A 26,754-nucleotide genomic window follows, 5' to 3' on the forward strand; every position below is an offset into this window, starting at 1 on the left:
CTGCGATGAATATCCTGCCGCCGGAACCCACAGAGCTGGATCGCTCCGACCCGCAGGGCACTCGTGCGCATTTTCTCCAGGTGTTCCTGTCCCAGCGGGCGCAGATGGAGGCCCTGGTCAGTCGCCGGGTCGGTTGCCGGGCCACCGCTGCGGACCTGGTGCAAGAGTTGTTCCTGCGCTTCTGGCGCCGGCCCCTGGTCCAGGTCGAGGAACTGAGCACCTACCTGCTGCGCTGCGCCGGCAATATCGCCATCGACCACCTGCGTAGCGAAGGAGCGCGAGTCCGGGTCAGCGCCGGCTGGGTGCCGGAGCAGCAAGACCAGCACGCTCTCGAGCCCCAGGCCGTGCTGGAGGCCGGTAACGATCTGCGCCATGTGGAGGCGGCCTTGCGCGGCCTGCCCCAGCGTACCCGGCAGATCTTCCTGCTCAATCGTATCCATGGGCGCAAGTACGCCGAGATCGCCAAGGCGATGGACCTGTCCCAAAGCGCCGTGGAAAAACATATGATGCGCGCCCTCGAAGCCTGCAAGGCCAGCCTGCGGGAGCCCTCGACCACGCGTACGCCAAGGAATGCCCCGTGAACCAGCGCTCCACCGTCACCCCGACGCCCGCTCAGGAACAGGCCGCCCTGGCCTGGCTGAGCCTGCTCCACGACCAGCCCAGCAGTGGCGACCAGGCGACTTTCAGCCAATGGCTGCAAGCCGACCCGGCCCATGTCGAAGCCTATGCCCAGGTCCAGGTGCTATGGGAGTTGAGCGAGCAGCCGGCGCGGACCCTGGCCGCCGAAGAGGACCAGGCCCTGCAAGGCTTGCTGCGGCAGATGGACGGGGCCAGGGGGCGGGCCCGGCGCCGCTGGTCGGTGGGCCTGGCGCTGGCTGCCAGCTTGTTGCTGGCCGTGACCCTGGGCGCCGGGTGGCAGCCGGGGCGCTGGGTCGACGACCTGGGCGCCGACTACGTGTCGGCCCCGGGCCAGGTGCGCACCGTGACCCTGGCCGATGCCAGCCAAGTGACCCTGGACGCCGACAGCGCCATCGCCGTGGACTTCAGCCATGGCCAGCGGCACGTCCAACTGCGCCGTGGCGCCGCGTTCTTCCAGGTCAGTCATACCGGCGAGTCTTTCGTGGTGAGCGCCGAGCAAGGCGAGGCCCGGGTCCTGGGCACCCAGTTCGAAGTGCGCCTGCAACCCCAGGGCGCCCAGGTCACGGTGCTGTCCGGGCGGGTCGGGGTCACGCCGGCCGAGGGCGCGCCCCAGCAAGTGCTTGGCGCCGGCCAGCAAGTGGCCTATGGCCAGGGCCAGGCCGCGCCGTTGCATGGGACCGACAGCGAAGCGCAACTGGCCTGGCGCCAGGGTTGGCTGAACTACTACCACGCACCATTGGCCGAGGTGGTCGCGGACCTGCGGCGTTATTTCCCGGGGCGCATCCTGTTGCTCGACTCGCAATTGGCCCAGCGCCGAGTCAGCGGCAGCTTCTCCAGCAAGGACCCGCAAGCGGTCCTCGACTCCCTGCAGGCAGTGCTGGGTTTTCGCCAGCACAAGATGTTCGGCAGGCTGCTCGTCCTGCGCTGAGAAGCCTGTTCCAGAGCTCCCGAACATTCATCGATATCACTTCGTTCTGTCACTAAACCGTTACACGAGGCGCGGATGATCTGCGCATTCCTGAGCACATGGTCAGGATCGGAGAGGGTTGTGATTCAGCTCTCGTAGGGGAGGGATGGCTGAAGCAGGAGCAAGTCGATGCGCAGCTGGGATGTAGCTAAAAAGAAAAAAGCCCATATCGAAATCATCCCGATGATCGATGTGATGATGTTTCTCTTGGTGTTCTTCGTACTCATCAGTCTCAACGTGATCCCGGCCGTGGGGATCAAGACGCAGTTGCCGGTCGCCAGTACCGCGCAACAGTTGAAACCGCAAAACAAGGCGGTCATCACCCTGGGCCTGCAGGAGCGCCTGCAACTCGATGGCCAGGACCTGGATGAAGGTGCCCTGCTGGCGCAACTCAAGATGCTCAATACCGGCAGCGAAAAGCTGGTGATCATCATCAACAGCGACCAGGGCGTGGAGGTCAAGCGCCTGGTAGCGGTGATGGACCTGCTCAAGGGCAATGGTTTCTCGTCCGTCTCCATCGCCACGCGCAAGTCCTGACGCCATGTTCAGTCTCTATCGAACCCGCAAGCTGCTGGCATGCCTGCTGCCGGCCGGCCTTCTGTTGCTGGTGATCTACAGCAGCCAGTTGCAGCGATTGCAGATCACGCCGGTGTACGACGAAAGCACCGTGGAAGTGGCCCTGGTGGATGCCAGCGAACTATTGGCCGTGGCCGAGCCGCCACCGCCCGAGCCGGAGCCGTTGCCCCTCGAGCCCGAGCCGCCGGTGGTGGTGCCGGATGAAGAGCCCCTGGTGATCGAGCCGCCCAAGCCCAAGCCGGTGGTCAAGCCCAAGCCCGTGGTACCCAAGCCGCTGGTGGCCAAGCCCGAGCCAGCCAAGCCCGTGGCGCCTAAACCGGCCCCGGCACAAGTGGCCAAGAGCACCCCGGCGCCGCAGCCCATCGTGGCCGAGGCGCCAAGACCCCCGGTGGCGACACCGGCCCCAGCACCGGCTCCAGCACCCGCGGCGCCGGCCAGTGCCATCAAGGAAAGCCTGTACACCGCCGCTTTGCGCAAGGAACTGGAAAAGCACAAGCAATACCCCAGCGGCCGCGAGGCCTCGTTGCAGCGTCCCCAGGGCGATGTGGTGATCTGGCTGGAAGTCGATCGGGCCGGCAACGTGCTCGACAGTGGCATCGAAAACAAGGCGCCGAACATGTTGCTCAACCGTGCCGCGCAAACCAGTTTGCGCCGCGTGGAAAAAGTCTCGCCGTTCCCGGCGGACGCCTTCTCGGGCAAGAACAAGCAACGGTTCACCGCGACCTTTAGCTACAACGTGGAATAACCCATCACCTATTAACGAAAGTTGTAAGCAAGGGATTGACCCGTGAAGATCAATAAACTTTATGCCCTGCTTCTGGCATCGGGCCTGGGCAGTTTTGCGCCATTGGTTCTGGCCGACGATACCGTGGACGTCGGTGCGGTGAACGTTGCCGGCAAACAGTCCCTGGGCAATGGCCACATGATCAAGGAAGAAAGCGCCAAGGCGCGTTCCACCGTGACCAAGGAAGCCATGGACCAGATGGCGCCCACCGCCAACGCCGTGGACAAGCTCAAGTACACTCCGGGGATCAACGTCTCCAGCACCGATGCCACGGGCCTGAGCGGCACCAGCTTCACCATGCGCGGGATGAACTCCGACCAGGTGGGCCTTTCTTCCGATGGTTTCCCGATCAACGACTCGGGTGACTACTCCATCTATCCGAACCTGATGGGCGATTCGGAAAACTTCAGCGAAGTGTTCGTCACCCAAGGCTCGTCCGAGGCCGACGGTCCGCACATCGGTTCCAGCGGTGGCAACATCGGCCTGGTGACCATACGCCCGACCAAGGACTTCGGCGTGTTCGTCAAGCAATCGGTGGGTTCGAACAACCTGCGCAAATCCTTCGCCCGGCTGAACACCGGCGACCTGGGCGGCTTCAAGACCTGGGTCTCGGCCTCCCACACCGAAGGCGACAAGTGGAAGGGCAAGGGCACCTTGCGTGCCGACAAGATCGAGTGGAACACCCTGTTCGAAGACGGCAACGGCAACTCCACCAACGCCATCTTCAAGTACAACAAGCAGGAGAACTACAACTACAACAGCGTCAGCAAGGCCCAGTTCCAGAACCAGGGCCGGCGCGTGGACTACTCGGAAAGCACCGTGTTCAAGAACGGCAGCGTGTCCCAGTCCTACAAGCTCAACCGCAACCCCTTCGAAAGCCTGACGGCTTCGGTGACCCAGCGCTTCCAGCTGCGTGACGACCTGAGCCTGACCTTCAACCCGTACTACGTGTGGTCCAACGGCGGCAGCTTCAGCGGCCAGACTGCCACTACCTTGTCCAGTTCCTCCAGCAAGGCTGGCAACTATGACCTGACGGGCCTGCCCGCCGGCAGCTACTACCGGCCCTCCTGGACCGAGACCTGGCGCCCGGGGATGACCACCAAGCTCAAGTGGGACCTCAACGAAGAGCACAGCCTGGACTTCGGCTACTGGTACGAGCGCGCCCGCCAGCGCCAGACCCAGCCCTTCATCGGCATCAAGGGCAATGGCGCGCCGGAGAACGTCTGGGGCGACTACAACGGTTCCGACCAACTGGTGGATCGCAATGGCGCCACGGTCCAGGGCCGGCACCAGTACACCGTGACCCCGGCACAGAAGCTCTGGGTGCAAGACACCTGGCAGGCGACCCCGGACCTGACCCTGACCGGGGCCCTGGCGTACCAGCATGTGGAGCGTGACGGCAACAACCTCGGCAGCCTGACCGACAAGCCGGAAAAGCGTAATGCCCGCTATCACCAGTTCCTGCCCAGCTTCAACGCCAAGTACCAGATCGATCCGAACAACCAGGCGTTCTACAACGTCACTCGCAACATGCGCACGCCACCCAACTACGTGCTCTACAACAAGGGCGATGCCATCAGCCTGAAACCCGAGTTGAGCTGGAACCAGGAGTTGGGCTGGCGCTACAGCGAAGACAACATGGCCCTGAGCGCGACGCTGTTCTACATCACCTTCAAGGACCGGCAGATCTCCACCACCGACGTCAATGGCGACTACGTGGTGGCCAACGTCGGCGAGGTGAAGAACCGCGGCCTGGAGCTGGAGTGGAGCGGGCTGCTGCCGCACAACTTCAACTACTACGCCTCGTACACCTACACCAAGTCCGAGCAGATGGACGACCTGACCAACAAGAACGTGCTGCTGCCGACCTCCGGCAAGCAACTGGCCAACGTGCCGGAGAACATGTTCAACCTGAGCCTGGGCTACGACGACTCGCGCTACTACGGCAACGTCGTCGGCAAGTACGTCGGCGCCTTCTACGGCGACCTGACCAACGACGAGAAGATCTCCGGGCGCACCGTGTTCGACCTCAATGCCGGTATCCACCTGCCGGTGGACAAGAAGGTGCTGAAGTCCGCGACCCTGCGTTTCTCGATGCTCAACGTGTTCGACAAGGAATACCTGGCCTCGACCCGCACCGTGTCGTTCAACTCGGTGAGGACCAATGGCCTGGCGCCGAGCACCGCCTACTACAACGTCGGCGAGGAGCGGACCGCGATGGTCTCCCTGGAAGCTGCGTTCTGATTCGTTTCAGGTACAAGAGGACATGACGATGGACATGAATCTGCTGCACGACATCACCTTCTACACCATGTACGGTGCGGCCGCGATCGCCTCCTTCATCGCGGTGGAGCGGGGCATCTACTTCAGCTTCAGCCTGCGCCAGGCAAAGAAACTGGAGACCGTGCTCAACCCGAAGATGCACAGCGTCGACGACTTGCCGGCGCAGCTGCGCGAGCGCAACAGCCTGCCGCTGGAGATGGTCGCCGAGCTGTTCGCCCACAAGCAGGGACTGGCCAGCCACAAGGACCTGGAAGACCTCAGCGAGTCGATCTACATCGCCACCCGCAGCAAGCTGATGCATGGCCTGTGGCTGCTGGAAACCGTGGTCACCGCGGCGCCGTTGCTGGGCTTGCTGGGGACCATCCTGGGGATCATCGACACCTTCAAGGCCCTGGCCGAGACCGGTGTCTCCGACCCGGGCGAGGTCTCCAAGGGTATCGGCACCGCGTTGTACGCCACGGCACTGGGGATCGCCATCGCCCTGGGCAGCATGATCTTCCACAACCACTTCCAGGATCGGGTCGAACGCATCACCGACCACCTGAAGATCCTGCTGCTGCGCGCCGGCATGGGCACAGCCCTGAAAGCCCCGGCGGCGCAAGCGGTGCATGGCACCCTGCAACCTGCCTGATAAGCTACGCGCCGTAGCCGCTGCCCAAGGCCGCGGGCGATGACCGGGCGGGCGCTCCCACAGCGTCCGCCAGGCTCGCCGCGCCGCCTGCGCCAGCGGCTTTTTCTTGCCGACAATACAAGGACTTTTCAATGTCGCGTCTTCGTCCCGTACCCTTGTTGCTGGGTGCGCTGACCCTGGCCCTGGCCACCCTGGCCGGTTGCAACTCGGTCTCCCACGAACCGCAACCGGTGGCGGTGAATATCGTCGCCATCAACGACCTGCACGGTAACCTGCAGGCCAACCCCTTCAGCTTCAAGGACCCAACCGCCCCCGGTGGCGTGCGCAAGCTCCAGGCCGGCGGCATCGCCACTCTCGGCGGCATGCTCGGCCAACTACGCCAGGAAGATCCACAGCTGTTGTTCATCGGCGCCGGTGACCTGGTGGGCGGTAGCCCGCCGCTGTCGGCCATGTGGGCCGACGAGCCGACCCTGGACGCCCTGCGCCAGATGGGCCTGAAGCTCAGCGCCATCGGCAACCACGAACTGGACCAGGGCAAGGCCGAGTTCCTGCGCCAGGTCAACGGTGGCTGCCAATCGCCACGACCGGACAAGGCCTGCCAGTTCCGCCCGGACTACGCAGGCAGCGGCTTTCCCTACCTGGCCGCCAACCTGATGGACAGCGACACCGGCAAGCCGTTGCTGCCGGCCTATCGCATCGAGGAGGTACGCGGGGTCAAGGTGGCCTTCGTCGGCGCGGTACTGCGCGACGTGGCGGCGATGGTCAGCGCCAAGGGCATGCGTGGCCTGCAAGTGGCGGATGAAGCCGATTCCATCAATAAACTGATTCCCGAGCTCAAGGCCCAGGGCGCCAACGCCATCATCGCCGTGGTGCACCAGGGCGGCGCGACCCCCGAGCCGTTCGACAAGCCCGACTGCTCGCAACTTGGCGGCGACATCATCGACGTGGCCAAGCGCCTCGACCCGGCGGTGGACGTGCTGGTCAGCGCCCATTCGCACCAGGGCTACCTGTGCAAGGTCGGTTCGCTGCTGGTGACTCAGGGCAATTCCTATGGTCACCTGCTGACCCACCTGACCCTGCAAGTGACCCCGGGCCAACACCGGGTCACGGACATCAAGGCAGTCAACCTGCTGGCCGACCCGGCGCGTTATCCACAGGACCCGGCCCTGGCCCGGTTGCAGCGCGACGTCGAGGCGCGCAGCAATGAGGTGCTGCTCAGCCCGGTGGCGGCGATTGGCGCCCCGTCCATCACCCGACGCGCCGATGGCGCCGGGGAAATGCCCCTGGGCGACCTGATCGCCGATGCCCACCTGGCCGCCGGCCAGGCCAATGGCGCGAAGATCGCCTTCATGAACACCGGCGGCATTCGCAGCGACCTGGCCCTGGAGCCCGGGCAGGCCAAGCTCAACTACGGGCAACTGGCGACCTTGCAACCCTTCAACAACGCCCTGGTTGCCTTCGACCTCACCGGCCGGCAGTTGCAACAGGTGCTCAACCAGCAGTGGAAGGGTACGGACGATGCCAACATCCTCCAGGTCTCCCGGGGCTTCAGCTACCGCTGGGACGCCAAGCGCCCGGTGGGGGATCGCGTGGTGCCGGGCAGCTTGCGCCTGGATGGCCAGCCGCTGCGTGCCGATGCCCGTTACCGGGTGGTGATGAACGCCTTCCTGGGCGAGGGCGGTGATCGCTTCAGCCTGTTCAAGGACGGCACCCAGCGCAGCGACCTGGGCATCAGCGACCTGGACGCCATGTTGCAGTACCTCAAGGACATGGAGCACCAGGGCAAGCCGGCCGGCTCCGCCACCAGCGCAGGAAGGATCCAGCGCAGCAACTGAGGTGTCCGGGCGGCCGCTGCGCAGCGGCCGCCGATCGGGCGCCGAAGATCCTGCGGACCTTGTCGCAGCTTCGCAGGCTCAGCAGCGGCTACAGGTGCGTGCGTTCGCTCGCTTCGTGTAGCCGCTGCCGCAGGCTGCGCCCGGTCGCGCAGCGGCCGTAGATCCGGCTTGCCAGGTCCGCTCGTCGACTCACTCCAGCGCGGCTGAAAATATTTTCAAAAAATTGCTGAGGTCTTTGCCCTCGACATCCGTGTAGTGCTTGAAAGTGCGATCAATTCGCATTCAATGTGCTCCTACACACGAGTCTCAAGCATGAAGTCCAGGGCAAATTCGGCGGCAAACGCTTCGGTAAAACGTTGGTTCGGCGCATCCGCGCTGATGGTGTCGGGGTTGGCATTGCTGCCTCTGGGCGTGGCCCTGGCGGCCGAATCCGGCAGTGCCCAGCACAGCACGCTGTTCAATTTCGCCATCGCGGCCAAGCCACTGCCCCAGGCCCTGAGTGATTTCACCCGGGTCACCGGTATCAGCGTGGTCTACACCTCCGAGGCGCCCTATGGCCTCAAGGCCCCGGCGCTCAATGGCCAATTCAGCGCCGAGCAGGCCGTGCAGCGCCTGCTTGGCAACTCCGGCTTCAGCTACCGGCGCAGCGATGCCCATACCCTGGTCCTCGAGCCATTGCCCCAGGGCGCAGCCTTGAACCTGGGCGCCACCAGTGTCACCGCCGTGGGCGCCGACGACAGCACCAGCTACCAGCCGCCGGCCACCACCTCGGTGGCGCGCAGCCAGGCGCTGAACCAGGAAATCCCGCAGATCATCAACGTGGTCCCGGCCCAGGTCCTGAAGGACCAGACCCCGCGCAACCTGGACGACGCGCTGAAGAACGTCAGCGGCATCACCCAGACCAACACTCTGGGCGGCACCCAGGATGCGGTGCTGCTGCGGGGTTTTGGCGACAACCGCAACGGCTCGATCATGCGCGACAGCATGCCGGTGGTGCAGGGCCGCGCCCTGAACGCCACGGCCGAGCGGGTCGAAGTGCTCAAGGGGCCGTCATCGCTGCTCTACGGCATCCAGGACCCGGGTGGGGTGATCAACGTGGTCAGCAAGAAGCCCGAACTGCAGCAATCCACCGCGCTGACCGTGCGCGGCTCGACCTACGGCTCGGGCAAGAACGGCAGCGGCGGCAGTCTCGACACCACCGGGCCGATCGGCGATTCCGGGTTGGCCTATCGCTTGATCGTCGATCATGAGGACGAAGATTACTGGCGCAACTTCGGCACCCATCGCGAATCCCTGGTGGCGCCGTCCCTGGCCTGGTATGGCGAGCGCACCAAGGTCCTGCTGGCCTACGAGCATCGCGAGTTCCTGACCCCGTTCGACCGTGGCACGGCCATCGATCCCAAGACCAACCATCCACTGGACATCCCGGCCACCCGGCGCCTGGACGAGCCGTTCAACAACATGGAAGGGCGCTCGGACCTGTACCGCTTCGAGGTCGACCACGAACTCGGCGACGACTGGAAGGCCCACTTCGGCTACAGCTGGAACCGCGAGACCTACGACGCCAGCCAGGTGCGCCTGACCGCAGTGAATGCCAACGGCACCCTGACCCGGACCATGGACGGCACCCAGGGCGCCCTGACCACCGACCGCTACGCCACCGCCAGCCTCGAGGGCAAGGTGCAGCTGGCCGGCATGCAGCACGACCTGGTGTTCGGCCTCGACGACGAGTACCGCAAGATCTATCGCGCCGACCTGATTCGCGGCAAGAACACCAGTTTCAACTACCGCAACCCGGTGTATGGCCAGCAGGTGGCGGGCACCAACGTCAGCGCCCCGGACAGCGACCAGACCGATCTGCTGCGCAGCGATTCGCTGTTCTTCCAGGACGCCATCCACCTCACCGACCAGTGGATCCTGGTGGGCGGTGGACGCTTCCAGGAGTACGACCAGTACGCCGGCAAGGGCCGGCCGTTCCATGCCAACACCAACAGCAACGGGCAGAAGTTCGTGCCCCGTGCCGGCCTGGTGTATCGCTACACCGACCAGCTGTCGTTCTATGGCAGCTATACCGAATCGTTCAAGCCCAACTCCAGCATCGCCCAGCTGGCCGGTGGCACCGCGGTGCTGGACGGCTCCATCGAGCCTGAAGAAGCCAAGTCCTGGGAGCTGGGGGCCAAGCTCGATATTCCCGGGCGCATCACCGCCAGTGCGGCGCTGTTCGACATCACCAAGCGCAACGTGCTGGTGTCCACCGCCACGGCGACCGAGACGGTCACCAGCGTGGCCGGCGAGGTGCATTCCAAGGGCCTGGAGCTGGACCTGACCGGCCAGCTCAGCGACCAGTGGAGTCTGATCGGCAGCTATGCCTACACCGATGCCGAAGTGACCAAAGACACTAAGTACAAAGGCAAGCAATTGCAGAACGTGGCCAAGAACAGCGGCTCGCTGTCGGCGGTCTACGACTTCGGCAGCCTGCTGGGCGGCGATCGCCTGCGGGTCGGCGCCGGTGCCCGTTATGTCGGCGAGCGCGCCGGCGATGCGCCCAACAGCTTCGACCTGCCGGGCTACACCGTGGCCGACGCCTTCGCCACCTACGACACCAAGCTCGAAGGGCAGAAGGTCAAGTTCCAGCTCAACGTGAAGAACCTGTTCGACAAGACCTACTACACCTCGTCGGTGAGCAAGTACTTCGTCTCCCTGGGCGACTCACGGCAAGTGTCGCTGTCCAGCACCCTGGAGTTCTGATGAAGATCCGTCACCTGTGGTTCCTGGCCCTGGGGTTCTGCCACCTGGCCCTGGCGGCGCAGCCCGAGGGCGCGGCGGCCGATGCCCGCTTGTATCACCGTGAGCACCAGGCGCTGTTGCCGGGCGCCGGTTCGAGCTGGGGGTTCATCGCCCTGGACCCGGTCCGGCCGTACCTGTTCCTGGCCCGGCGCGACAACGGCCTGAGTGTGTTCGATGTGGACAAGCAGCGCCCGCTGCGGACCCTGGAGCAGTCGGCGGGGGCCAATGGCGTGGTGTTCGTGCCCGAACTGGACCGGCTACTGGTGCTCAACACCGATGGCAGCCTGGGCGTGGTGCAGTTGTCCACACTCAAGCCGCTCAAGCGCATCGTCGTGACCCAGAGCAACCTCAACAGCGCGGTGTACGAGCCGAAAACCGGCCAGGTGATCATCGTCAGCGGGCGTCGGGCCGATCGCTCGACGCTGTTCGTCTTCGATCCGCAGCAGGAGCGGATCGTCGCCGCCCATGACCTGGCGGTGAAGAAGATCGACCCGCTGCTGCTCAAGGGCGATGGCAGCTTCTTCTTGCCGATGCGCGACGAAGGCGTGCTGGCGCGGCTGTCGTCCAGCAGCTTCGAGGTCCTGGATCGCTGGCAGTATCCCGATTGCCAGCGACCCAGTGCCCTGGCCCAGGATGAACAGCGTTCGCGGTTGTTCGTCGCCTGTCGTGGTGAGCGCCCACGGTTGCTGGTGCTCGATCGCGACAACGGCGCGCTCAAGGCCAGCCTGCCGATCACCCGGGACGTCAATGCCCTGGCCTACGACCCGCAGTCCCGCCGGGTGCTGGTGGCCAGCGGGGTGGACGCCAACCTCAGCCTGATCGCCCAGCTCGATGCCGACCACTATCAGGCGCTGGGCAGCGTCAGCACCCAACCCATGGCCTATAACATGGCGTTCGACCCGCGTAGCCGGAAGGTCTACCTGGCGGCGATGGACTTCACCCAGCCGGCGTCGGTCCCGGGTGAGCCGAAGGCGGATCCGTTGTTCCACGCCAATACCTTCAGCGTCCTGACCCTGGCGCCCTGAGGCCAGGGTCAGCCGGCGAAGGCCTGGCGGTATTCGCCCGGGGTGCCGCCCAGGGCCTGGCGGAAGCGGTTGGTGAAGTGGCTGGCGCTGGCGAAGCCGCAGGCCAGGGCGATGTCCCCCAGGGGCCGGGCGCTGCTGCGCAACAGCAGGCGCGCCCGCTCCAGGCGCCGGGCCAGCACATATTGGTGCGGCGGCAGGCCGAAGCTTTCACGGAACATCCGCGCGAAGTGGTACTCGGAGAGGGCGCACAAGCCGGCCAGTTGGCCCAGGCTCAGGGGCGTGTCGAGCTGGCTGTCGATGTAGTCCGCCAGCAGGCGCCGTTGGTGGGCGGCCAGGCCGCCCTTGAGGCGCAGGCCCTGGCGCAGGCCGGCCTGGTTGAGCAAGGCGTGGCCGAGCATTTCGTGGGCCAGGCTGCTGGTCAGCAAGCGTTCGCCGGGCTCGTTCCAGTTCAAGCGGATCAGTTGCTGGAAGTGCCGGGTCTGCTGCGGGTCGTCGAGGAACACGCTCTCGCGCAGTTGCATCTCCCGGGGTTCGCGGTCCAGCAAGGTGACGCAACCCAGGGCGAACTGCTGTGGGCTGAAGTACACGTGGGCCAGGCGAATGTCGCCATTGATCACCCAGGCCGACTGGTGCTCGGCGGGCAGGATGCACAGCTTGCCCGGGCCGCCCATGGTCCCGGGCCGGTCGCGGCGGAAGGTACCGGTGCCGCCGGCGATGTAGCAGGACAGGGTGTGGTGGCTCGGCGCGGCATATTCCTGGGCGTCGTGATGGTTGCTCCACATGGCCGCCCACAAGCCGTCGCCCAGTTCGGCGCTGTGCTCCAGGCGCGCGTTGGGCGAGCGGTTCAGGGCTTGGAAGACTTGCAGGCTATCCAGTGCGGACATGATGGTCGAATCGCGAGGTTCGTGTGCCGATGTTGCGCATCCTACTCCGTCGTGTCCGGGCTGCCAGCCGGTTGCCGATAAAAACCGCAAGTTTGTGCAAGCGCAGGCCGGGTTCCGGGCGCGAGACTGTGTTCCTTATACGAGGAGCCGTGCCATGAACCTGTCGTTGTACTTGTTGACCGTGCTGATCTGGGGCACCACCTGGATCGCCCTGAAGCTGCAGTTGGGCGTGGTGGCGATTCCGGTATCCATCGTCTATCGCTTCGCTCTGGCGGCCCTGGTGCTGTTCGTCCTGCTCCTGGTCAGCGGCAAGCTGCAGGCGATGAACCGCCGCGCCCACCTGATCTGCCTGGCCCAGGGCCTGTGCCTGTTCTGCCTCAACTTCATGTGTTTCCTGCATGCCAGCCAGTGGGTGCCCACTGGCCTGGTGGCGGTGGTGTTCTCCACCGCGACCTTGTGGAACGCCCTCAATGCGCGGGTGTTCTTCGGCCAGAAGATCGCCCGCAACGTGCTGTTCGGTGGCGGCCTGGGCCTGCTGGGGCTGGGGCTGCTGTTCTGGCCGGAGCTGGTAGGGCATAGCGCCAGCCCGCAAACCCTGCTCGGCCTGGGGCTGGGCCTGTTGGGCACCCTGTGTTTCTCGGCCGGCAACATGCTCTCCAGCCTGCAGCAGAAGGCCGGGCTCAAGCCCATGACCACCAATGCCTGGGGCATGGCCTACGGGGCGACGATGCTGGCGCTGTACTGCCTGGCCCAGGGCATCGCCTTCGATGTGGAGTGGAGCACGCGCTATATCGGCTCGCTGCTGTACCTGGTGATTCCCGGCTCGGTGATCGGCTTCACCGCCTACCTGACCCTGGTGGGGCGCATGGGACCGGAGCGGGCGGCCTATTGCACGGTGTTGTTCCCGGTGGTGGCGCTGAACGTCTCGGCGGTGGTGGAAGGCTACCAGTGGACCGCCCCGGCCCTGGCCGGCCTGGTGCTGGTGATGCTGGGCAACGTGCTGGTGTTTCGCAAACCCAGGGCCTTGGCGGCAATTCCCGGGAAGCTGGCCTGATTCTCCACGCCGGCCTGTCGCTGCCGGCGGAGGGCGATCACGTCGGTGGGAGCGTTACTGGCAAGGATCGGACCCATAGTCCTGATGGCCCCGGCCTGGGTAGCATTTCACCTGGGTCGTCTTGTCGGTCACGGTCCAGCGCTCGTTCTCGATGGACAGGTTGAATATTGTCTTTTGCGCGAACACCGAGTCATCCAGCAACCCTGACTCCTCGATCTCGACCACCGCCTCGGTCGGGGACTCGCCGGTGACTTTCTGATTCACCATCACGTTGCTGGGTTCTTGCTGGAAGTGGCTGCCCATGGACTCCAGGGCCACTATCAGCGGCGATTTGGCCGTGGGGCTGGTCGCCTGTGCTGGTGATTGCTGATCGCAGGCCGCGAGGAAGAACGCCGGGGCCAGGAGTAGATACTTCAACTTCATGCAGGATCTCTCTGAGACAGTGGCCAGCCTGCGGGCATTGCCTTGGCAGGGCAGGTTGGCCAAGCGGGCTTGGCCATCTGACTGGTGGCGCAGGTTTTCGTTCATCGCCCGCCGGCTGTGCCTGGCTATGCGGTTGTGGGCGCGAAGTGGGCCGGGGGTATCGTTTACCGGCTGTTACTGGGCCTTCCACACCTGCGGGTTGACCAGGTCCTGGGGGCGCTGGCCCAGCAGGGCGCTGCGCAGGTTGCTCATGGCGCGCTCGGCCATGGCGTCGCGGGTCTCGGTGGTGGCCGAGCCAACATGGGGCAGGGTCAGGGCGTTGGACAATTGGAACAGCGGCGATTGCGCCAGCGGTTCCTTCTCGTACACGTCCAGGCCGGCACCGCGGATCTGGCCGCTTTGCAGGGCTTGGACCAACGCCGGCTCGTCCACTACCGGGCCACGGGAAATGTTCACCAGGATCGCGCTGGGCTTCATCAGCGCCAGTTCGCGCTGGCCGATCAGGTGCCGGGTCTGCTCGCTCAGCGGCACCACCAGGCAGACGAAGTCGGCCTCGGCCAGCAACTGCTCGAGGCTGCGGTACTGCGCCCCCAGCTCCTGTTCCAGGGCGCTCTTGCGGCTGTTGCCGCTATAGAGGATCGGCATGCCGAAGCCCAGGCGACCGCGGCGGGCGATGGCCGCGCCGATATTGCCCATGCCGACTATCCCCAGGGTCTTGCCATGCACATCGCAGCCGAACAACGCCGGGCCGACGCTGGCCTGCCACTGCCCGGCCTTGGTCCAGGCGTCCAGCTCGGCGACCCGGCGCGCACTGCCCATGAGCAGGGCGAAGGCCAGGTCGGCGGTGCTTTCGGTGAGCACATCGGGGGTGTTGGTGAGCATCAGCCCGCGTTCGTTGAAGTAGTCCAGGTCGTAGTTGTCGTAGCCCACCGAGATGCTTGACACCACTTCCAGCTGCGTCGCGTGTTCCAGCTGCGCGCGCCCCAGCTTGCGGCCGACGCCGATCAGGCCGTGGGCCCGGGGCAGGGCTTCGTTGAATTGGGCGGCGATATCCCCCTGCTTGGGATTGGGCACTATGACTTCGAAGTCCTGTTGCAGGCGTTCGGTCATCTGGGCAGTGATGCGGCTGAAGGCTAGTACGGTCTTTTTCATCGCGAAGCGGCTCGTCAGGCGGGGGAAAATGCTTGGCACGCTAACATCAAACAGCCCGTTCCATGGGCTTTTTCTGGCCTGGCCCCCGCGCCAGGGACCGGTTGTTCAATGCCCGGAGCGGGCGCTGGCCAGGGTGCCGCTCAGCTCATAGGACGCCAGCTCGGTCTGGTTCGCGGCGAGGATCTCGGGCAACGAACCGCGCAGGTACTCGACCCAGGTCTTGATCTTGGCGTCCAGGTACTGGCGCGAGGGGTAGATGGCGTAGAGGTTCAGCTCCTGGGAGCGGTACTTGGGCATGACCCGCACCAGGGTGCCGTTGCGCAAGGCCTCGATGGCGGCGTACACCGGCAGCACGCCGATGCCCATGCCGCTGATGATCGCGGCCTTCATGGCGTCGGCCGAGTTCACCAGGAACGGCGAGCTGTTGATGGTGACCATCTCCTGGCCTTCCGGACCGTCGAAGGCCCACTTCTCCAGGGGAATCACCGGACTCACCAGGCGCAGGCAGGCATGGTGCAGCAGGTCGCTGGGCTTCTGCGGGCAGCCGTGGGCCTTCACGTAGGCTGGCGAGGCGCAGACGATGCTGTAGGTGATCCCCAGGCGCTGGGACACGAACCCCGAATCGGGCAGCTCGCTGGCCAGGACGATGGACACGTCGTAGCCCTCGTCCAGCAGGTCCGGCACGCGGTTGGCCATGGTCAGGTCGAAGGTCACGTCCGGGTGCGACTTGCGATAGCGGGCGATGGCGTCGATCACGAAGTGCTGGCCGATGCCGGTCATGGTGTGGACTTTCAACTGGCCGGCGGGACGGGCATGGGCATCGCTGGCCTCGGCCTCGGCTTCCTCGACGTAGGCCAGGATCTGCTCGCAGCGCAGTAGGTAGCGCTTGCCGGCCTCGGTCAGGGCGATACGTCGGGTGGTGCGGTTGAGCAAGCGGGTTTGCAGGTGCGCCTCGAGATTGGAGACGGCACGCGAGACGTTGGCCGTGGTGGTGTCCAGTTGCACGGCAGCGGCGGTGAAGCTGCCGGCTTCGGCGACACAACTGAAGGCACGCATGTTTTGCAAGGTGTCCATGGGGTGCTCTCAAAGGAGATTGCAAATTGTGACACGAAGTTTCTGTTTTTACAGGCGTCTGGGGATACGACCAAGGGATTATCGCGTTTACGGTAACAAAGATTCACAGGAATCCCAGCTTATCGCCGAACCGACCGCCCCCTAGAATTGCGCCGATCCGCAGGAGCCTTGCCGACGAAGCGCCGTCCGACCCGATATCCGGGCCTGGACCGTTGGCCTGCCGGCACCTGCGAGAGATTTGCCTTCCCCCTCGATCTCAGGAATTCGCAGCAGTGCCGCGTCGCATCAGCAGAGGGTTCAAGACCCTCAGTGTTTGGGCTTTATCGTTAGCAATCAGCGGCTGCATCGGAACCGGAGGCATTGCCCCACAAGGCAAGACACTTCCCGCTAATACATTGGCCACCGACGAGGCGATCCAGAGCGCCGCGCGGGATGCCCACTGGCCCAGTGCCCAGTGGTGGCAGGCCTATGGCGACCCGCAGCTGAACCGTTGGATCGACCTGGCCATACAAGGCAGCCCGAGCATGGCCATGGCCGCCGCCCGGGTGCGCCAGGCCAAGGCCATGGCCGGTATCGCCGAGTCGGCCGAGTCGCTGCAGGTCAAGGGCGACGCCACCCTCAAGCGCCACAACTGGCCCACCGACCCGTTCTACGGCCCCGGGGCGCTATCCAACAGCACCACCTGGGACAACAACGCCGCCCTGGGTTTCAGTTATGCGCTGGACCTGTGGGGCCGGGAAAGCAACGCCACCGAGCGCGCCGTGGACCTGGCCCACATGAGCGTGGCCGAGGCCCGCCTGGCCCAGTTGGAGCTGGTGAACAACGTGGTGCGCAGCTATATCCAGCTGTCCCTGCACTTCGCCCAGCGCGATATCGCCCTGGCTACCCTCAAGCAGCAGCAACAGATCCTCGAGCTGGCGCAACGGCGCCTGGACGCTGGCATCGGCACGCATTTCGAGGTGAGCCAGGCCGAGGCGCCACTGCCGGAGACCCATCGCCAGATCGACGCCCTGGATGAAGAAATCGCCCTGGCCCGCAACCAGCTGGCGGCCCTGGCCGGCAAGGGGCCCGGGGAGGGTGCACAATTGCAACGGCCGAGCCTGGCCCTGGGCGTCGCGCTGAAACTGCCTTCGGCCCTGCCCGCCGAACTCCTGGGCCAGCGCCCGGACGTGGTGGCCAGCCGTTGGCAGGTGGCGGCCCAGGCCCGGGGCATCGATGTGGCCCATGCCGGGTTCTATCCCAACGTCGACCTGGTGGGCAGCATCGGCTTCATGGCCACCGGCGGCGGGGCCCTGGAGTTCCTCACCGGCAAGAAGCTCAACTACAACGTCGGCCCGGCCATCAGCCTGCCGATCTTCGATGGCGGGCGCCTGCGTTCGCAGTTGGGTGAAGCCTCGGCCGGCTACGACCTGGCCGTGGCCAAGTACAACCAGACTCTGGTGGATGCGCTCAAGGGCATTTCCGACCAGTTGATCCGTCGCGAGTCCATGGACAAGCAGCAGTCGTTCGCCGCCGAGTCGGTGGCCGCCGCGCAGAAGACCTACGACCTGGCCACCGTGGCGTTCCAGCGCGGCCTGACCGACTACCTCAATGTGCTCAATGCCCAGACCCTGCTGTTCCATCAGCAACAAGTGCAGCAGCAAGTCCAGGCCGCGCGCCTGAGCGCCCAGGCCGACCTGGTGACCGCCCTGGGCGGTGGCCTGCAAGCCGGTCGCGACGCGCCCTCCGACAAACAGATCCAAGCGCCCAAGACCCCGGCGGCCCTGGCCGTCTTTGATCACTGAAGCAGGTTTCGATGACTTCCTTGCCCGCACCCTTGCGCTGGCTGTATTCCCTTGAGTGGCGCCGGGGTTTCTTCGACTGGGCACGCAGCGATGGCGTGACCTGGGTCTATATCTTCAAGGTGCTGGCGGCGGCGTTCCTCACCCTGTGGCTGGCCATGCGCCTGGAGTTGCCGCAGCCGCGCACGGCGATGATCACCGTGTTCATCGTCATGCAGCCGCAGAGTGGCCAGGTGTTCGCCAAGAGCTTCTATCGCTTCCTCGGCACCCTGGCCGGCTCGGCGGTGATGGTGGCGCTGATCGCCTTGTTCGCCCAGAACACCGAGCTGTTCCTGGGCTCGCTGGCGATCTGGGTCGGTATCTGCTCGGCTGGCGCTGCGCGCTATCGCAACTTCCGCGCCTATGGCTTCGTCCTCGCCGGCTACACCGCGGCCATGGTCGGCCTGCCGGCCCTGGCCCACCCGGAAGGCGCCTTCATGGCGGCGGTCTGGCGGGTGCTGGAGATCTCCTTGGGGATTCTCTGCTCGACCCTGGTCAGCGCCGCGATCCTGCCGCAGACCGCCAGTGCCGCCATGCGCAACGCCCTGTACCAGCGCTTCGGGGTGTTTGCGATGTTCGTCACCGATGGCCTGCGCGGGCGCAGCCAGCGCGACATTTTTGAAAGCAGCAACGTGCGCTTCATCGCCGAGGCGGTGGGCCTGGAAGGGCTGCGCAGCGTCACCGTGTTCGAAGACCCGCACATGCGTCGGCGCAACGGTCGCCTGAGCCGCTTGAACAGCGAGTTCATGGGCATCACCACGCGCTTCAACGCCCTGCACCAGTTGCTCGAGCGCCTGCGCAGCAGCGGTGCCGATCACGTCGTGGCGGCGATCAAGCCTGGGCTCTACGACCTGGCTGAGCTGCTGGACGGGTTCTCCGGCCGGGCCCTGACCAGCCCCGACGCGGCCCGCCTGGCCACGGCGCTGGCGGTTTATAAAGGCGAGCTGCCGGCACGGGTGCGCAGCCTGCGCGCGGCGTTCCAGGAAACCGCCCCCAGCGATGCCGAACAGCTGGATTTCCATACCGCCTACGAGCTGCTGTACCGCTTCGTCGACGAACTGCACAGCTACGCCCAGACCCACGCCTCCCTGGCCGAGCACAGCCATGAGCGCGAGCGCTGGGACGAACCCTACACCCCGCAGACCAACTGGCTGGCCTCGGCCGCCTCGGGGATTCGCGCCGCCTTCGTCCTGGTGGTGCTGGGCAGCTACTGGGTCGCCACCGCCTGGCCCAGTGGCGCCACCATGACCCTGATCGCAGCCGCCACCATCGGCCTGTCGGCCGCCACCCCCAACCCCAAGCGCATGGCGTTCCAGATGGCCTGCGGCACCTTCATCGGCGCCGTGGTGGGGTTCGTCGAGATGTTCTTCGTGTTCCCCTGGCTCGACGGCTTCCCGCTGCTGTGCCTGACCTTGGCGCCAGTGATCGTGCTGGGCTCGTTCCTGGCCTCGCGGCCCAAGTACGCCGGGGTCGGCCTGGGCTTGCTGATCTTCTTCAGCACCGGCTCGGTGCCGGACAACCTGACGATCTACAACCCCTACACCTTCATCAATGACTACATCGCCATGGTCATGGGCATGCTGGTCTGCGCCGCGGCCGGGGCGATCATCCTGCCGCCCAACAGCCGCTGGCTGTGGCGCCGCCTGGAGCAGGACCTGCGCGGCCAGGTGGTGTATGCCATCAGCGGCAAGCTCAAGGGCCTGGCGTCGAGCTTCGAAAGCCGCACTCGCGACCTGCTGCACCAGGCCTATGGCCTGGCGGTGGGCCAGCCCAAGGTGCAGAGCGAGCTGCTGCGCTGGATGTTCGTGGTGCTGGAGGTCGGCCACGCCATCATCGAGCTGCGCAAGGAGCAGGCGATCCTCCCGGTGCACCCGGCCTATGCCGAATCCCAGCCCTGGCGCCAGGCGATCCGGGTCATGGGCCGTTCCCTGGTGCGGCTGTTCCTGCAGCCTAGCCAGAGCAACCTGGAGCGCGGGCTGATCGCCGTGGACCATGCCATCAGCCGGGTCCAGGCCACCGACGAACCCTTCGCCCCGCACTTCGACACCTCGGCCCTGCGCCGGGTGAAGAGCTACCTGCATTTCATCCGTACTTCATTGCTCGACCCGCAATCGCCGCTGGCGGCCTATGCCGTGGCCAAGCCGGCGGTGCCTGCACCCCAAGGACCTGCACATGCCTCGTGAAATCGCCTTCCATGGCGTTTACATGCCGACCATGACCCTGATGTTCTTCATCGCCGCGGCCCTGGCCTGGGCCCTGGACCGGTTCATCTCCGGTTATGACCTGTATCGCTTCTTCTGGCACCCGGCGCTGCTGCGCCTGAGCCTGTTCTGCTGTCTGTTCGGCGCCATGGCGCTCACTGTCTACCGTTGAGACCCCCGCAATGAAAAAGTTCTTCAGCCTGCTCGCCACCCTGCTCGTGCTGGCCCTGGCCCTGTGGATCGGCCGTACCCTGTGGGAGCACTACATGTACACCCCCTGGACCCGCGATGGACGAGTGCGCGCCGACGTCATCAATGTCGCCGCCGACGTCACCGGCGAGGTGGTGGACGTACCGGTCAAGGACAACCAGCTGGTGCACAAGGGCGACTTGCTGATGCAGATCGACCCCGAGCACTACCAGATCGCGGTCAAGCAGGCGCAATCGCTGGTGGCCTCGAAAAAGGCCACCTGGGAGATGCGCAAGGTCAACGCCCGGCGCCGCGCCGACCTGGACAGCCTGGTGATCTCCAAGGAAAACCGCGACGACGCCGGCAACATCGCCGACTCGGCCCTGGCCGACTACCAACACGCCCAGGCCCAGCTGGAAGCCGCCGAACTCAACCTGGCGCGCACCCAGGTACGGGCGGCGGTGGACGGCTACGTCACCAACCTCAACGTGCACCGTGGCGACTATGCGCGCGTCGGTGAACCGAAGATGGCGGTGGTGGACATGAATTCGTTCTGGGTCTACGGCTTCTTCGAGGAAACCAAGCTGCCCCACGTGCGCGTGGGCGATAAAGCCGACATGCAGTTGATGAGCGGCCAGGTACTCAAGGGCCATGTGGAAAGCATTTCCCGGGGGATCTACGACCGTGACAACCCCGAGAGCCGCGAGCTGATCGCCGACGTCAACCCGACCTTCAACTGGGTACGCCTGGCCCAGCGGGTGCCGGTACGCATCCATATCGACGAGGTGCCCGAGGGCGTGCTGCTGGCGGCGGGCATCACCTGCACCGTGGTGGTCCGCCAAGACCCGCAGGACTGAGCCGCCAGCCGCCGGCGAAACAGCGGCTGGCGCGGGAGTGCGCTACTTGTAGTGCTTGTCGAGGATGACCTGGGCCTTGTCCAGGATCTGCGCCACCGTCAGGTCGTCGTTGCCCAGAAGGGCGACGATCTGCTTGTTCTGCAGCACGTCGGCGTTGGCTTGCTTGAGCTGCGCCCGACGGCTGATGACCATGTAGCTGGTGATCTGGCGGCGGTTGTGGATGTACGGCAGGTCGATGCCCTTGAGCATGGCCTGGCGGACGAAATCCCGGCGTTCCTGGCTGGCCATGCCACGGAAAGTGTCCGGGTAGGCCTGCTGGATGGTGGCCGAGTAGCGGCCGATATCTTCTTCCCGGGCTTGGGCGTACATCGCATCCTTGCTGGTGACCTGGCCCAACAACTGGTTGTAGTGCTGCTCGGCGGCCAGCAGTTGCTCGGGGCTCAGGCGTGCCTTGAGTGCTTCGCGCTCACCGCTGGCATTGCGGTCGTCGATGATCTTCGACCAGGCATAGGCGCTTGCCAGGTCACCTTGTTCCTCGTGGATCTGGACCAGGGCCTGTTGCGACACCGGATAGCCGTGCTGGGCCGAGCGTTCCAGCCAGCGCTGGGCCAGGGCCCGGTCCGCGGTCATGCCCTTGCGGCCGAAACGGTACACCTGGTACAGCCCGTATTCGGCGCACCAATCGTTCTGGCTGGCGGCGTAGGCCAGGTAGTCGAACGACTGGCGGTTGGGCGTGGCATCGCTGGCGTCGCTTTCCTGTTCGGCGATCATCGACAAATAGCAGAACGCCCGGTGCTGCTCGGGGGCGGCCAGTACCAGGCAGCTCTTGGCCGCCGGATAGTCGTTGTCGTTGAAGTGCGCCATGCCGATGCCGTAGAGCACATCGCTGTCCATCTGGCGGTTGCAGTCCTGGGTGTCGGGTACCTGCGGCAGCAGGGTCTGCAAGCTCAGCTTGGGCAGGCTGTCATTCAGGTCCGGGACCTTGGGCGCGGCAGGTTGCGGGGTTTCGGGAGAGCATGCGGCCAGTACGGCGAGCAAGATCAGTGGCAATGCCTTGAGCAATTTCAAAGGATGTTCCCTGGTCGGTGATGGAGAAAAGACAATGGCGCCGTGCAGCCTATGAGCCGCTTGGCGCAAGGATCGCCAGGGCCTGGGTCACGGTCGGTTCCAGGTCCAGGTCGGGGTTCTGCAACAGGGCCAGGACCTGGGGGTTTTGCAGGATGTCCAGTTGCGGGTCCCGCAGCTGCGCCTGGCGGGCGATGATCGCGTAGGTATAGAGCTGCAGCCGGTTGGTGAACGCAGGGAGCGCGCTGACCCGGCTCAGGGCCCGGTCCATGAAGGCATGGCGCTCGGCTGCCGGCATGCCCTCGAAGGCCGTGGGGCGCAGTTGATAGACGCCCGCTGTATACAGCGCGATGTTCTGTTCGCGGTTTTGCTGGCGCACGCTGTCCTGGCTGGTCAGCTGTGGGCTCAGCCGCTGGTACTCCTGCTCGCCTTCGCCCAGTTGCTGCGCGCTCATCTTCTGCTTCAGGGCCAGGATCTTCTGCTGGTCGTCCAGGGCCCTGGCCCAGCTGTAGGCCAGGGCCAGGTTGCCCTTGTTGGTATGCAGGCGCACCAGGGTCTGCTGGGCGTCGGTGTCGCCATGGCGCGCCGAGCGCTCCAGCCAGCGCAGGCCCAGGGCGGTGTCCGGGGTTTGCCCGCGCATCCCGAAGGTGAAGTTCTGGAACATGCCGAATTCGGCGCAGGAGTCGTTCTTGCGTGCCGAGTAGGCCATGTAGCCAAAGGCCTCGCGATCACGCTCGGCACTGTCCTTGGTGCTGTCTTGCTCCGCGATCTTCGCCAGGTAGCACAACGCCCGGTCGTAGCTGGGCGCGGCCATGATCAGGCAACTGCGCGCCAGCTCGGGTTGGTCGTGGTCGTACAGCTGGTAGCCGAGGCCGAACAGCAGCTCGCTGTCCAGCTGGGTGGTGCAGTACTGGTTGGGCGTGGCTTGGGGCAGCAACTGGTCGAGGCCGACCTTGGGCAGGGTCGCGTTCAGCGCTTCGTCCGGCGACGGTTCGCCACAGCCGATGAGCAAGGTGGCCAGGGCCAGTGGCAGCAAGTGTTGGGGCTTCAATGACGGATTCCTGGTCTGCTTTGGGCGAAGTAGCGCATGGGCGGGCAGGAAAGGGCGGGAGGGGCAGCTTCAGCAGTTCCGTGCTTGAGACGCCAGCGATTCCATGCGGCTTGATCGAGGCCCGGGGCCTTGAGTGCGCGCATTCTACTAAGATTGCGCCGGGCTACAACCTGGACCGTCGCACTCGGAGTTTGCGTGCGGCCTGAAGGGCATGGGGCATTTGCCTCGCCATGAGGCGGATCTATATATTCGCCACCCTTTGGTGCCGGTTCTTGAGTGGAAAGAGGGCCGGCAGATCGAACGAGCAAGGAGTGCGCGGGTGCGTTATGTCGGCAAGGTGTTGATCTTCCTGGTGATGCTGGCCTGTGGGGCGGGTGCCTATGATTCGGGCTGGGATTATTTTGCCCTCAGGGTGACCGGTGTCTATGCCCCTGCCCAGGTAGTCGGCGTCAGCCGGTCACGGATGGTCGGGGTGCAGAGCGGTCACAGCTATCACTCGACCCGAACGGTGTCCTATGTGGTCGCCGATGGTAGTGTGCTGACCCACACGTTCGGCAGTGAATTTTCCGACTCCCAGGTGGGCGATACGGTGGGGGTGTTCTATAACCCCGCCAACCCCGCCGAGGTCATCCCCGATACCTGGACCCAGCTGTACTTTGCCTCGTTGCTGAGCATTGGGACCCTGGTGGCGCTGGGCATGTTATTTGGCCTCTGAATGGCCTGCGGCCGCGGCGTTGTCGGGGTTGCGCTTGGCCAGGATGGCCAGGCCCCGGGCCACGGTGTCCTCCAGGCCGAGTTTTTCGTTGACCAGCAGGGTGTGCAGCGCCGGGTCTTGCCACAGGTTCACGGCGGGGCCCGTGAGGTTGGCTTGCCGGGCAATCAGTACGTAGGCGTAGAGCTGGCGGCGCTTCTGGAAGTCCGGATTGGGCTCCAGGGCATCCACCACGTTGGCCATGAACTGCCGACGCTGCAAGGGCGACAGGCCCTCGAATGCCTGGGGGTGGTTCATGTAGACGTCGGCCATGTGCAGGGCGATCAGCTCCTTGCGATCGGCCTTTTTGCGCAGCTCCAGTGGTGGCAACTGAGCGAGTAGCTGCTGGTAGTGCTGCTCGCCTTCGGCGATTTGTGCCGGGCTCATGGCCTGCTTCAGCGGCTCGAGGTTCTCGGCATCGCCCAGCACCCTGGCCCAGGCATAGGCCAACGCCAGCTTGTTCTGCTTCTTGCTCTGGCTGAGCATTTCCTCCTGCGCCTCGAGTGCGCCGTGCCGCGCCGAGCGTTCGAGCCAGGCCATGGCCAGGGCCTTGTCGGGTGGCTGCTTCAATTTGCCGATGCTGTAGATGTCGTACAGCGCCCACTGCGCGCAGCCTTCGTTTCTCTTGGCGGCATAGGCGATGTAGTTGAACGCCTCGCTTTTGGCATAGACGTTGGGGCGCTCGGCGGTGACCATGGCCAAGCTGCAAAGGCTGCGGGTGTAGCGGGGGGCGGCCATGGCCAGGCAGCTCCTGGCCATTTGCACTTCTTCGCTGGCGAACTGGGTGCGCAGCACGCCATGGCTTTCCTGGTCTTCATCGATCAGCAGGCGGCCGATGCCGAACAGCAATTCGCTGTCCATGTCCGCCGTGCAATACGCATTGGCCTCGGCCTTGGGCAGGATCTGCTCCAGGCCGAGATCGGGCAGGCTCTGGTCCAGTTTTTCGTCTGGCGAGGAGAGTTCGCAGCCGGTCAGCAAGGTGAACAGGGCCAGCGGCAGGGCACTACGACAGTTCAATGGCTAGTCTCTGGGGGATCGATCAAGGGCATGGCGTGTCCTGGCGCGTGGCTGGTACGCACAAGCGCCGGGTGAGTTGTTAAGACTCGGCAGCGTCAGAGCTTGGCGGCCAGGCCGAAGCGCTTCATCAGCCCCTTCTCCAGCAAGCCCTTGGGCAAAAGGTTGGCCAGTAGCGGCAGGGCGCGGCTGCCGTTGCCCAGGCGGACCAGGCGCGGCGGGTTGGGCTGTTGCACGGCCTTGAGCAGGCCGGCGGCGAACTCGCTGGCCGGGGTCGGCTTGTCCTGAGAGGCCTTGGCCCGGGAGCGGATGCCCTCGCGCAGCGGCCACCAGGGCGATTGTTCGTTGAGCAGTTGTTCGGCTTCATGCCCGGCGTTCTTGGCAAAGCTGGAGGCGATGGCCCCGGGCTGCACTTCCATGACCTTGATGCCGAACGGTGCCAGCTCCATGCGCAGGGCATCGCTCAAGGCGTGCACCGCGGCTTTCGAGGCGCAATAGGCGCCGGCAAATGGCGTGACCAGCACCCCGGACACACTGCCGATATTCACCACCAGGCCACGGCTGCGGCGCAGCACCGGGAACAGCGCGCGGGTCACCCCGACCACTGCGAACACGTTGGTTTCGAACTGGCGCTGCATGGCCTCCACGCCGCCATCGAGCAGCGGGCCCATGGCGCCGTAGCCGGCGTTGTTGATCAGCACATCGAGGCCGCCGTGCTGTTGGTTGATGTCCTCGGCCAGGGCGGCCAGGGCCGCGCCGTCATTCACGTCCAGCTGCACCGCGTGGAAGCCGGCGGCTTGCAGGGCGGCGACGTCCTCGGCCTTGCGGGCGCTGGGCAGGACGGTGTAGCCGGCCTGTTTGAAGGCATCTGCCAGGGCGCGGCCGATGCCGCTGGAACAACCGGTGATCAACGCTACGGGCATGGCGCGGTCCTTGTGCTGGGCGATGGGAAGGGGATCAGCGAGAGAAACTACCCTGTAAACGCTCGGCGCGAAACTCCAGGGTTTGCGGGCGATAGCCCGGGCGTAGCGGTGGCAGGGGCAGGCAGTCCTGCCAGCTAGCGCCGGCCTGCAATTCTCCGGGGCCGCGATAGCGTGGGGCGCTGTACTGGTTGTCGGCGAGGTTCACCGTGTCGCCCGGGGCGTAAGCGGCGACGCGCCAGCGCAGTTCGGTCAGGGGGACTTTGTTGCCGTTGTTGAGCTTGACCTGTAGCGGGCGGTCGGCGGGGCAGTGTTCGGGGGCGTAGGTCAGGCGCAGTTCCAGGCGCGCCAGCTGCTGGGCTTCGCGGTTGTCCAGCCAGACCACCCAGCCGGCCACCAGGGCCAGGCCGCAGGCGGCGGCCAGGGACACCGGGACGGCCTTGGCGGGGTAGCGCAGGAGCAGGACCAGCCAGGTGATGATCAGCAGAACGCCGATGAACATGACGCGAACCTCTGGGGAATGTGGGTGCATCCTACCTAAGCGTAGGTGGGGTTGGCGATGGTGGGGGTTGTGGGGCGGGGCGGCCTGATAGCCGGCCCGGGCTCTTTGGGTTTTGTGTACATATCCGTTGCTGCGGGTGTGGCGGCTGGCGGTTTCGCCCTTACGGCGAGTCCCTTTTGTCAGTCGCCCGGGGTGCCGGCCCAGACAAAAGGAACCAAAAGGTCTTGCCCCCACGTCCGGCCGCTCGCTGCGCTCGGGTTCCCTCGTTCC

General features: G+C 65.3%; 24 protein-coding genes. 15 read left to right on the plus strand and 9 right to left on the minus strand.

Translation table 11 applies throughout. The features are described from left to right. Nucleotides 1-5 precede the first annotated feature (5 nt). The 9 genes from GDH07_RS28125 to GDH07_RS28165 all read left to right on the plus strand — a co-directional run bounded on the left by GDH07_RS28125 (nt 6) and on the right by GDH07_RS28165 (nt 11,527). Nucleotides 6-581: an RNA polymerase sigma factor gene (locus GDH07_RS28125; RefSeq protein ID WP_022642392.1), complete on the plus strand. Its 576-nt coding sequence runs from the start codon at nt 6-8 to the stop codon at nt 579-581. Next, nucleotides 578-1,567 carry a FecR family protein gene (locus GDH07_RS28130; protein WP_343038123.1) on the plus strand — a complete coding sequence of 330 codons (990 nt, stop codon included), beginning with the start codon at nt 578-580 and terminating at the stop codon, nt 1,565-1,567. Before GDH07_RS28125 ends, GDH07_RS28130 begins: the two co-directional genes overlap by 4 nt. A 168-nt stretch (nt 1,568-1,735) precedes the next feature. Further along, on the plus strand, nt 1,736-2,143 hold the full coding sequence (locus tag GDH07_RS28135) for an ExbD/TolR family protein (protein ID WP_152896676.1): 408 nt from the start codon (nt 1,736-1,738) through the stop codon (nt 2,141-2,143). 4 nt (nt 2,144-2,147) lie between these two features. Further along, nucleotides 2,148-2,927: an energy transducer TonB family protein gene (locus GDH07_RS28140; RefSeq protein WP_152896677.1), complete on the plus strand. Its 780-nt coding sequence runs from the start codon at nt 2,148-2,150 to the stop codon at nt 2,925-2,927. A gap of 42 nt (nt 2,928-2,969) precedes the next feature. Further along, nucleotides 2,970-5,210, plus strand: a complete 2,241-nt coding sequence (locus tag GDH07_RS28145) for a TonB-dependent receptor family protein (protein ID WP_343038124.1) — start codon at nt 2,970-2,972, stop codon at nt 5,208-5,210. Nucleotides 5,211-5,238: 28 nt separating this feature from the next. Beyond that, the gene (locus GDH07_RS28150) at nt 5,239-5,880 is read left to right on the plus strand and encodes a MotA/TolQ/ExbB proton channel family protein (protein ID WP_152896678.1); all 642 of its coding nucleotides are present in this window, start codon (nt 5,239-5,241) and stop codon (nt 5,878-5,880) included. 131 nt (nt 5,881-6,011) lie between these two features. After that, nucleotides 6,012-7,715, plus strand: a complete 1,704-nt coding sequence (locus GDH07_RS28155) for a bifunctional metallophosphatase/5'-nucleotidase (protein WP_053134222.1) — start codon at nt 6,012-6,014, stop codon at nt 7,713-7,715. A 312-nt stretch (nt 7,716-8,027) separates the two neighbouring features. Beyond that, nucleotides 8,028-10,463, plus strand: coding sequence for a TonB-dependent siderophore receptor (locus tag GDH07_RS28160; protein ID WP_152896679.1), 2,436 nt, complete (start codon nt 8,028-8,030; stop codon nt 10,461-10,463). After that, nucleotides 10,463-11,527 (plus strand): WD40 repeat domain-containing protein, encoded by a 1,065-nt coding sequence (locus GDH07_RS28165; protein WP_152896680.1) that lies wholly within the window; start codon nt 10,463-10,465, stop codon nt 11,525-11,527. The genes GDH07_RS28160 and GDH07_RS28165 overlap by 1 nt, the downstream gene beginning before the upstream one ends. Nucleotides 11,528-11,535: 8 nt before the next feature. On the opposite strand, the gene GDH07_RS28170 is transcribed toward GDH07_RS28165, so the two are convergent. Next, nucleotides 11,536-12,411: a helix-turn-helix domain-containing protein gene (locus GDH07_RS28170; protein ID WP_152896681.1), complete on the minus strand. Its 876-nt coding sequence runs from the start codon at nt 12,409-12,411 to the stop codon at nt 11,536-11,538. A 154-nt stretch (nt 12,412-12,565) separates the two neighbouring features. Between GDH07_RS28170 and GDH07_RS28175 the strand changes: the two genes are divergently transcribed. Then, on the plus strand, nt 12,566-13,465 hold the full coding sequence (locus GDH07_RS28175; RefSeq protein WP_152896682.1) for a DMT family transporter: 900 nt from the start codon (nt 12,566-12,568) through the stop codon (nt 13,463-13,465). Between the two features lie 54 nt (nt 13,466-13,519). On the opposite strand, the gene GDH07_RS28180 is transcribed toward GDH07_RS28175, so the two are convergent. From GDH07_RS28180 to GDH07_RS28190, 3 genes are all read right to left on the minus strand, one after another. Next, the gene (locus tag GDH07_RS28180; RefSeq protein ID WP_143494538.1) at nt 13,520-13,888 is read right to left on the minus strand and encodes a hypothetical protein; all 369 of its coding nucleotides are present in this window, start codon (nt 13,886-13,888) and stop codon (nt 13,520-13,522) included. Nucleotides 13,889-14,062: 174 nt separating this feature from the next. Beyond that, nucleotides 14,063-15,040 (minus strand): 2-hydroxyacid dehydrogenase, encoded by a 978-nt coding sequence (locus tag GDH07_RS28185; protein ID WP_152896683.1) that lies wholly within the window; start codon nt 15,038-15,040, stop codon nt 14,063-14,065. Between the two features lie 105 nt (nt 15,041-15,145). Next, a complete protein-coding gene (locus tag GDH07_RS28190) occupies nt 15,146-16,114 on the minus strand; it encodes a LysR family transcriptional regulator (protein ID WP_022642418.1) in 969 nt (322 codons plus the stop codon). Between the two features lie 272 nt (nt 16,115-16,386). On the opposite strand from GDH07_RS28190, the gene GDH07_RS28195 reads away from it, so the two are divergent. Genes GDH07_RS28195 through GDH07_RS28210 form a run of 4 tightly spaced genes read left to right on the plus strand, consistent with a single transcriptional unit; the run spans nt 16,387 to nt 21,181 of the window. Then, nucleotides 16,387-17,898 (plus strand): efflux transporter outer membrane subunit, encoded by a 1,512-nt coding sequence (locus GDH07_RS28195; protein WP_343038127.1) that lies wholly within the window; start codon nt 16,387-16,389, stop codon nt 17,896-17,898. Between the two features lie 11 nt (nt 17,899-17,909). Then, nucleotides 17,910-20,117, plus strand: a complete 2,208-nt coding sequence (locus GDH07_RS28200) for an FUSC family protein (protein WP_152896684.1) — start codon at nt 17,910-17,912, stop codon at nt 20,115-20,117. After that, the gene (locus GDH07_RS28205; RefSeq protein ID WP_007930063.1) at nt 20,107-20,307 is read left to right on the plus strand and encodes a DUF1656 domain-containing protein; all 201 of its coding nucleotides are present in this window, start codon (nt 20,107-20,109) and stop codon (nt 20,305-20,307) included. The genes GDH07_RS28200 and GDH07_RS28205 overlap by 11 nt, the downstream gene beginning before the upstream one ends. A gap of 10 nt (nt 20,308-20,317) precedes the next feature. Then, a complete protein-coding gene (locus tag GDH07_RS28210) occupies nt 20,318-21,181 on the plus strand; it encodes an efflux RND transporter periplasmic adaptor subunit (RefSeq protein WP_152896685.1) in 864 nt (287 codons plus the stop codon). Nucleotides 21,182-21,223: 42 nt separating this feature from the next. Here GDH07_RS28210 and GDH07_RS28215 read toward each other — a convergent pair whose 3' ends face one another. Together GDH07_RS28215 and GDH07_RS28220 are read right to left on the minus strand one after the other, a co-directional pair. Then, nucleotides 21,224-22,249: an SEL1-like repeat protein gene (locus tag GDH07_RS28215; RefSeq protein WP_085596255.1), complete on the minus strand. Its 1,026-nt coding sequence runs from the start codon at nt 22,247-22,249 to the stop codon at nt 21,224-21,226. 49 nt (nt 22,250-22,298) lie between these two features. Beyond that, complete coding sequence (locus GDH07_RS28220; RefSeq protein WP_152896686.1) at nt 22,299-23,297, minus strand: hypothetical protein; 999 nt, start codon at nt 23,295-23,297, stop codon at nt 22,299-22,301. A gap of 319 nt (nt 23,298-23,616) precedes the next feature. Between GDH07_RS28220 and GDH07_RS28225 the strand changes: the two genes are divergently transcribed. Further along, on the plus strand, nt 23,617-24,012 hold the full coding sequence (locus GDH07_RS28225; protein ID WP_022642423.1) for a DUF3592 domain-containing protein: 396 nt from the start codon (nt 23,617-23,619) through the stop codon (nt 24,010-24,012). On the opposite strand, the gene GDH07_RS28230 is transcribed toward GDH07_RS28225, so the two are convergent. The 3 genes from GDH07_RS28230 to GDH07_RS28240 all read right to left on the minus strand — a co-directional run bounded on the left by GDH07_RS28230 (nt 23,998) and on the right by GDH07_RS28240 (nt 26,484). After that, nucleotides 23,998-25,065 (minus strand): sel1 repeat family protein, encoded by a 1,068-nt coding sequence (locus GDH07_RS28230; RefSeq protein WP_152896688.1) that lies wholly within the window; start codon nt 25,063-25,065, stop codon nt 23,998-24,000. The two genes, GDH07_RS28225 and GDH07_RS28230, sit on opposite strands and share 15 nt — an antisense overlap. A gap of 95 nt (nt 25,066-25,160) precedes the next feature. Beyond that, nucleotides 25,161-25,985, minus strand: coding sequence for an SDR family oxidoreductase (locus GDH07_RS28235; protein WP_022642425.1), 825 nt, complete (start codon nt 25,983-25,985; stop codon nt 25,161-25,163). A 34-nt stretch (nt 25,986-26,019) separates the two neighbouring features. Further along, nucleotides 26,020-26,484: a multidrug transporter gene (locus GDH07_RS28240; RefSeq protein WP_152896689.1), complete on the minus strand. Its 465-nt coding sequence runs from the start codon at nt 26,482-26,484 to the stop codon at nt 26,020-26,022. Nucleotides 26,485-26,754: the final 270 nt, after the last annotated feature.

Source organism: Pseudomonas piscis (genome assembly GCF_009380155.1).
Classification (GTDB): domain Bacteria; phylum Pseudomonadota; class Gammaproteobacteria; order Pseudomonadales; family Pseudomonadaceae; genus Aquipseudomonas; species Aquipseudomonas piscis.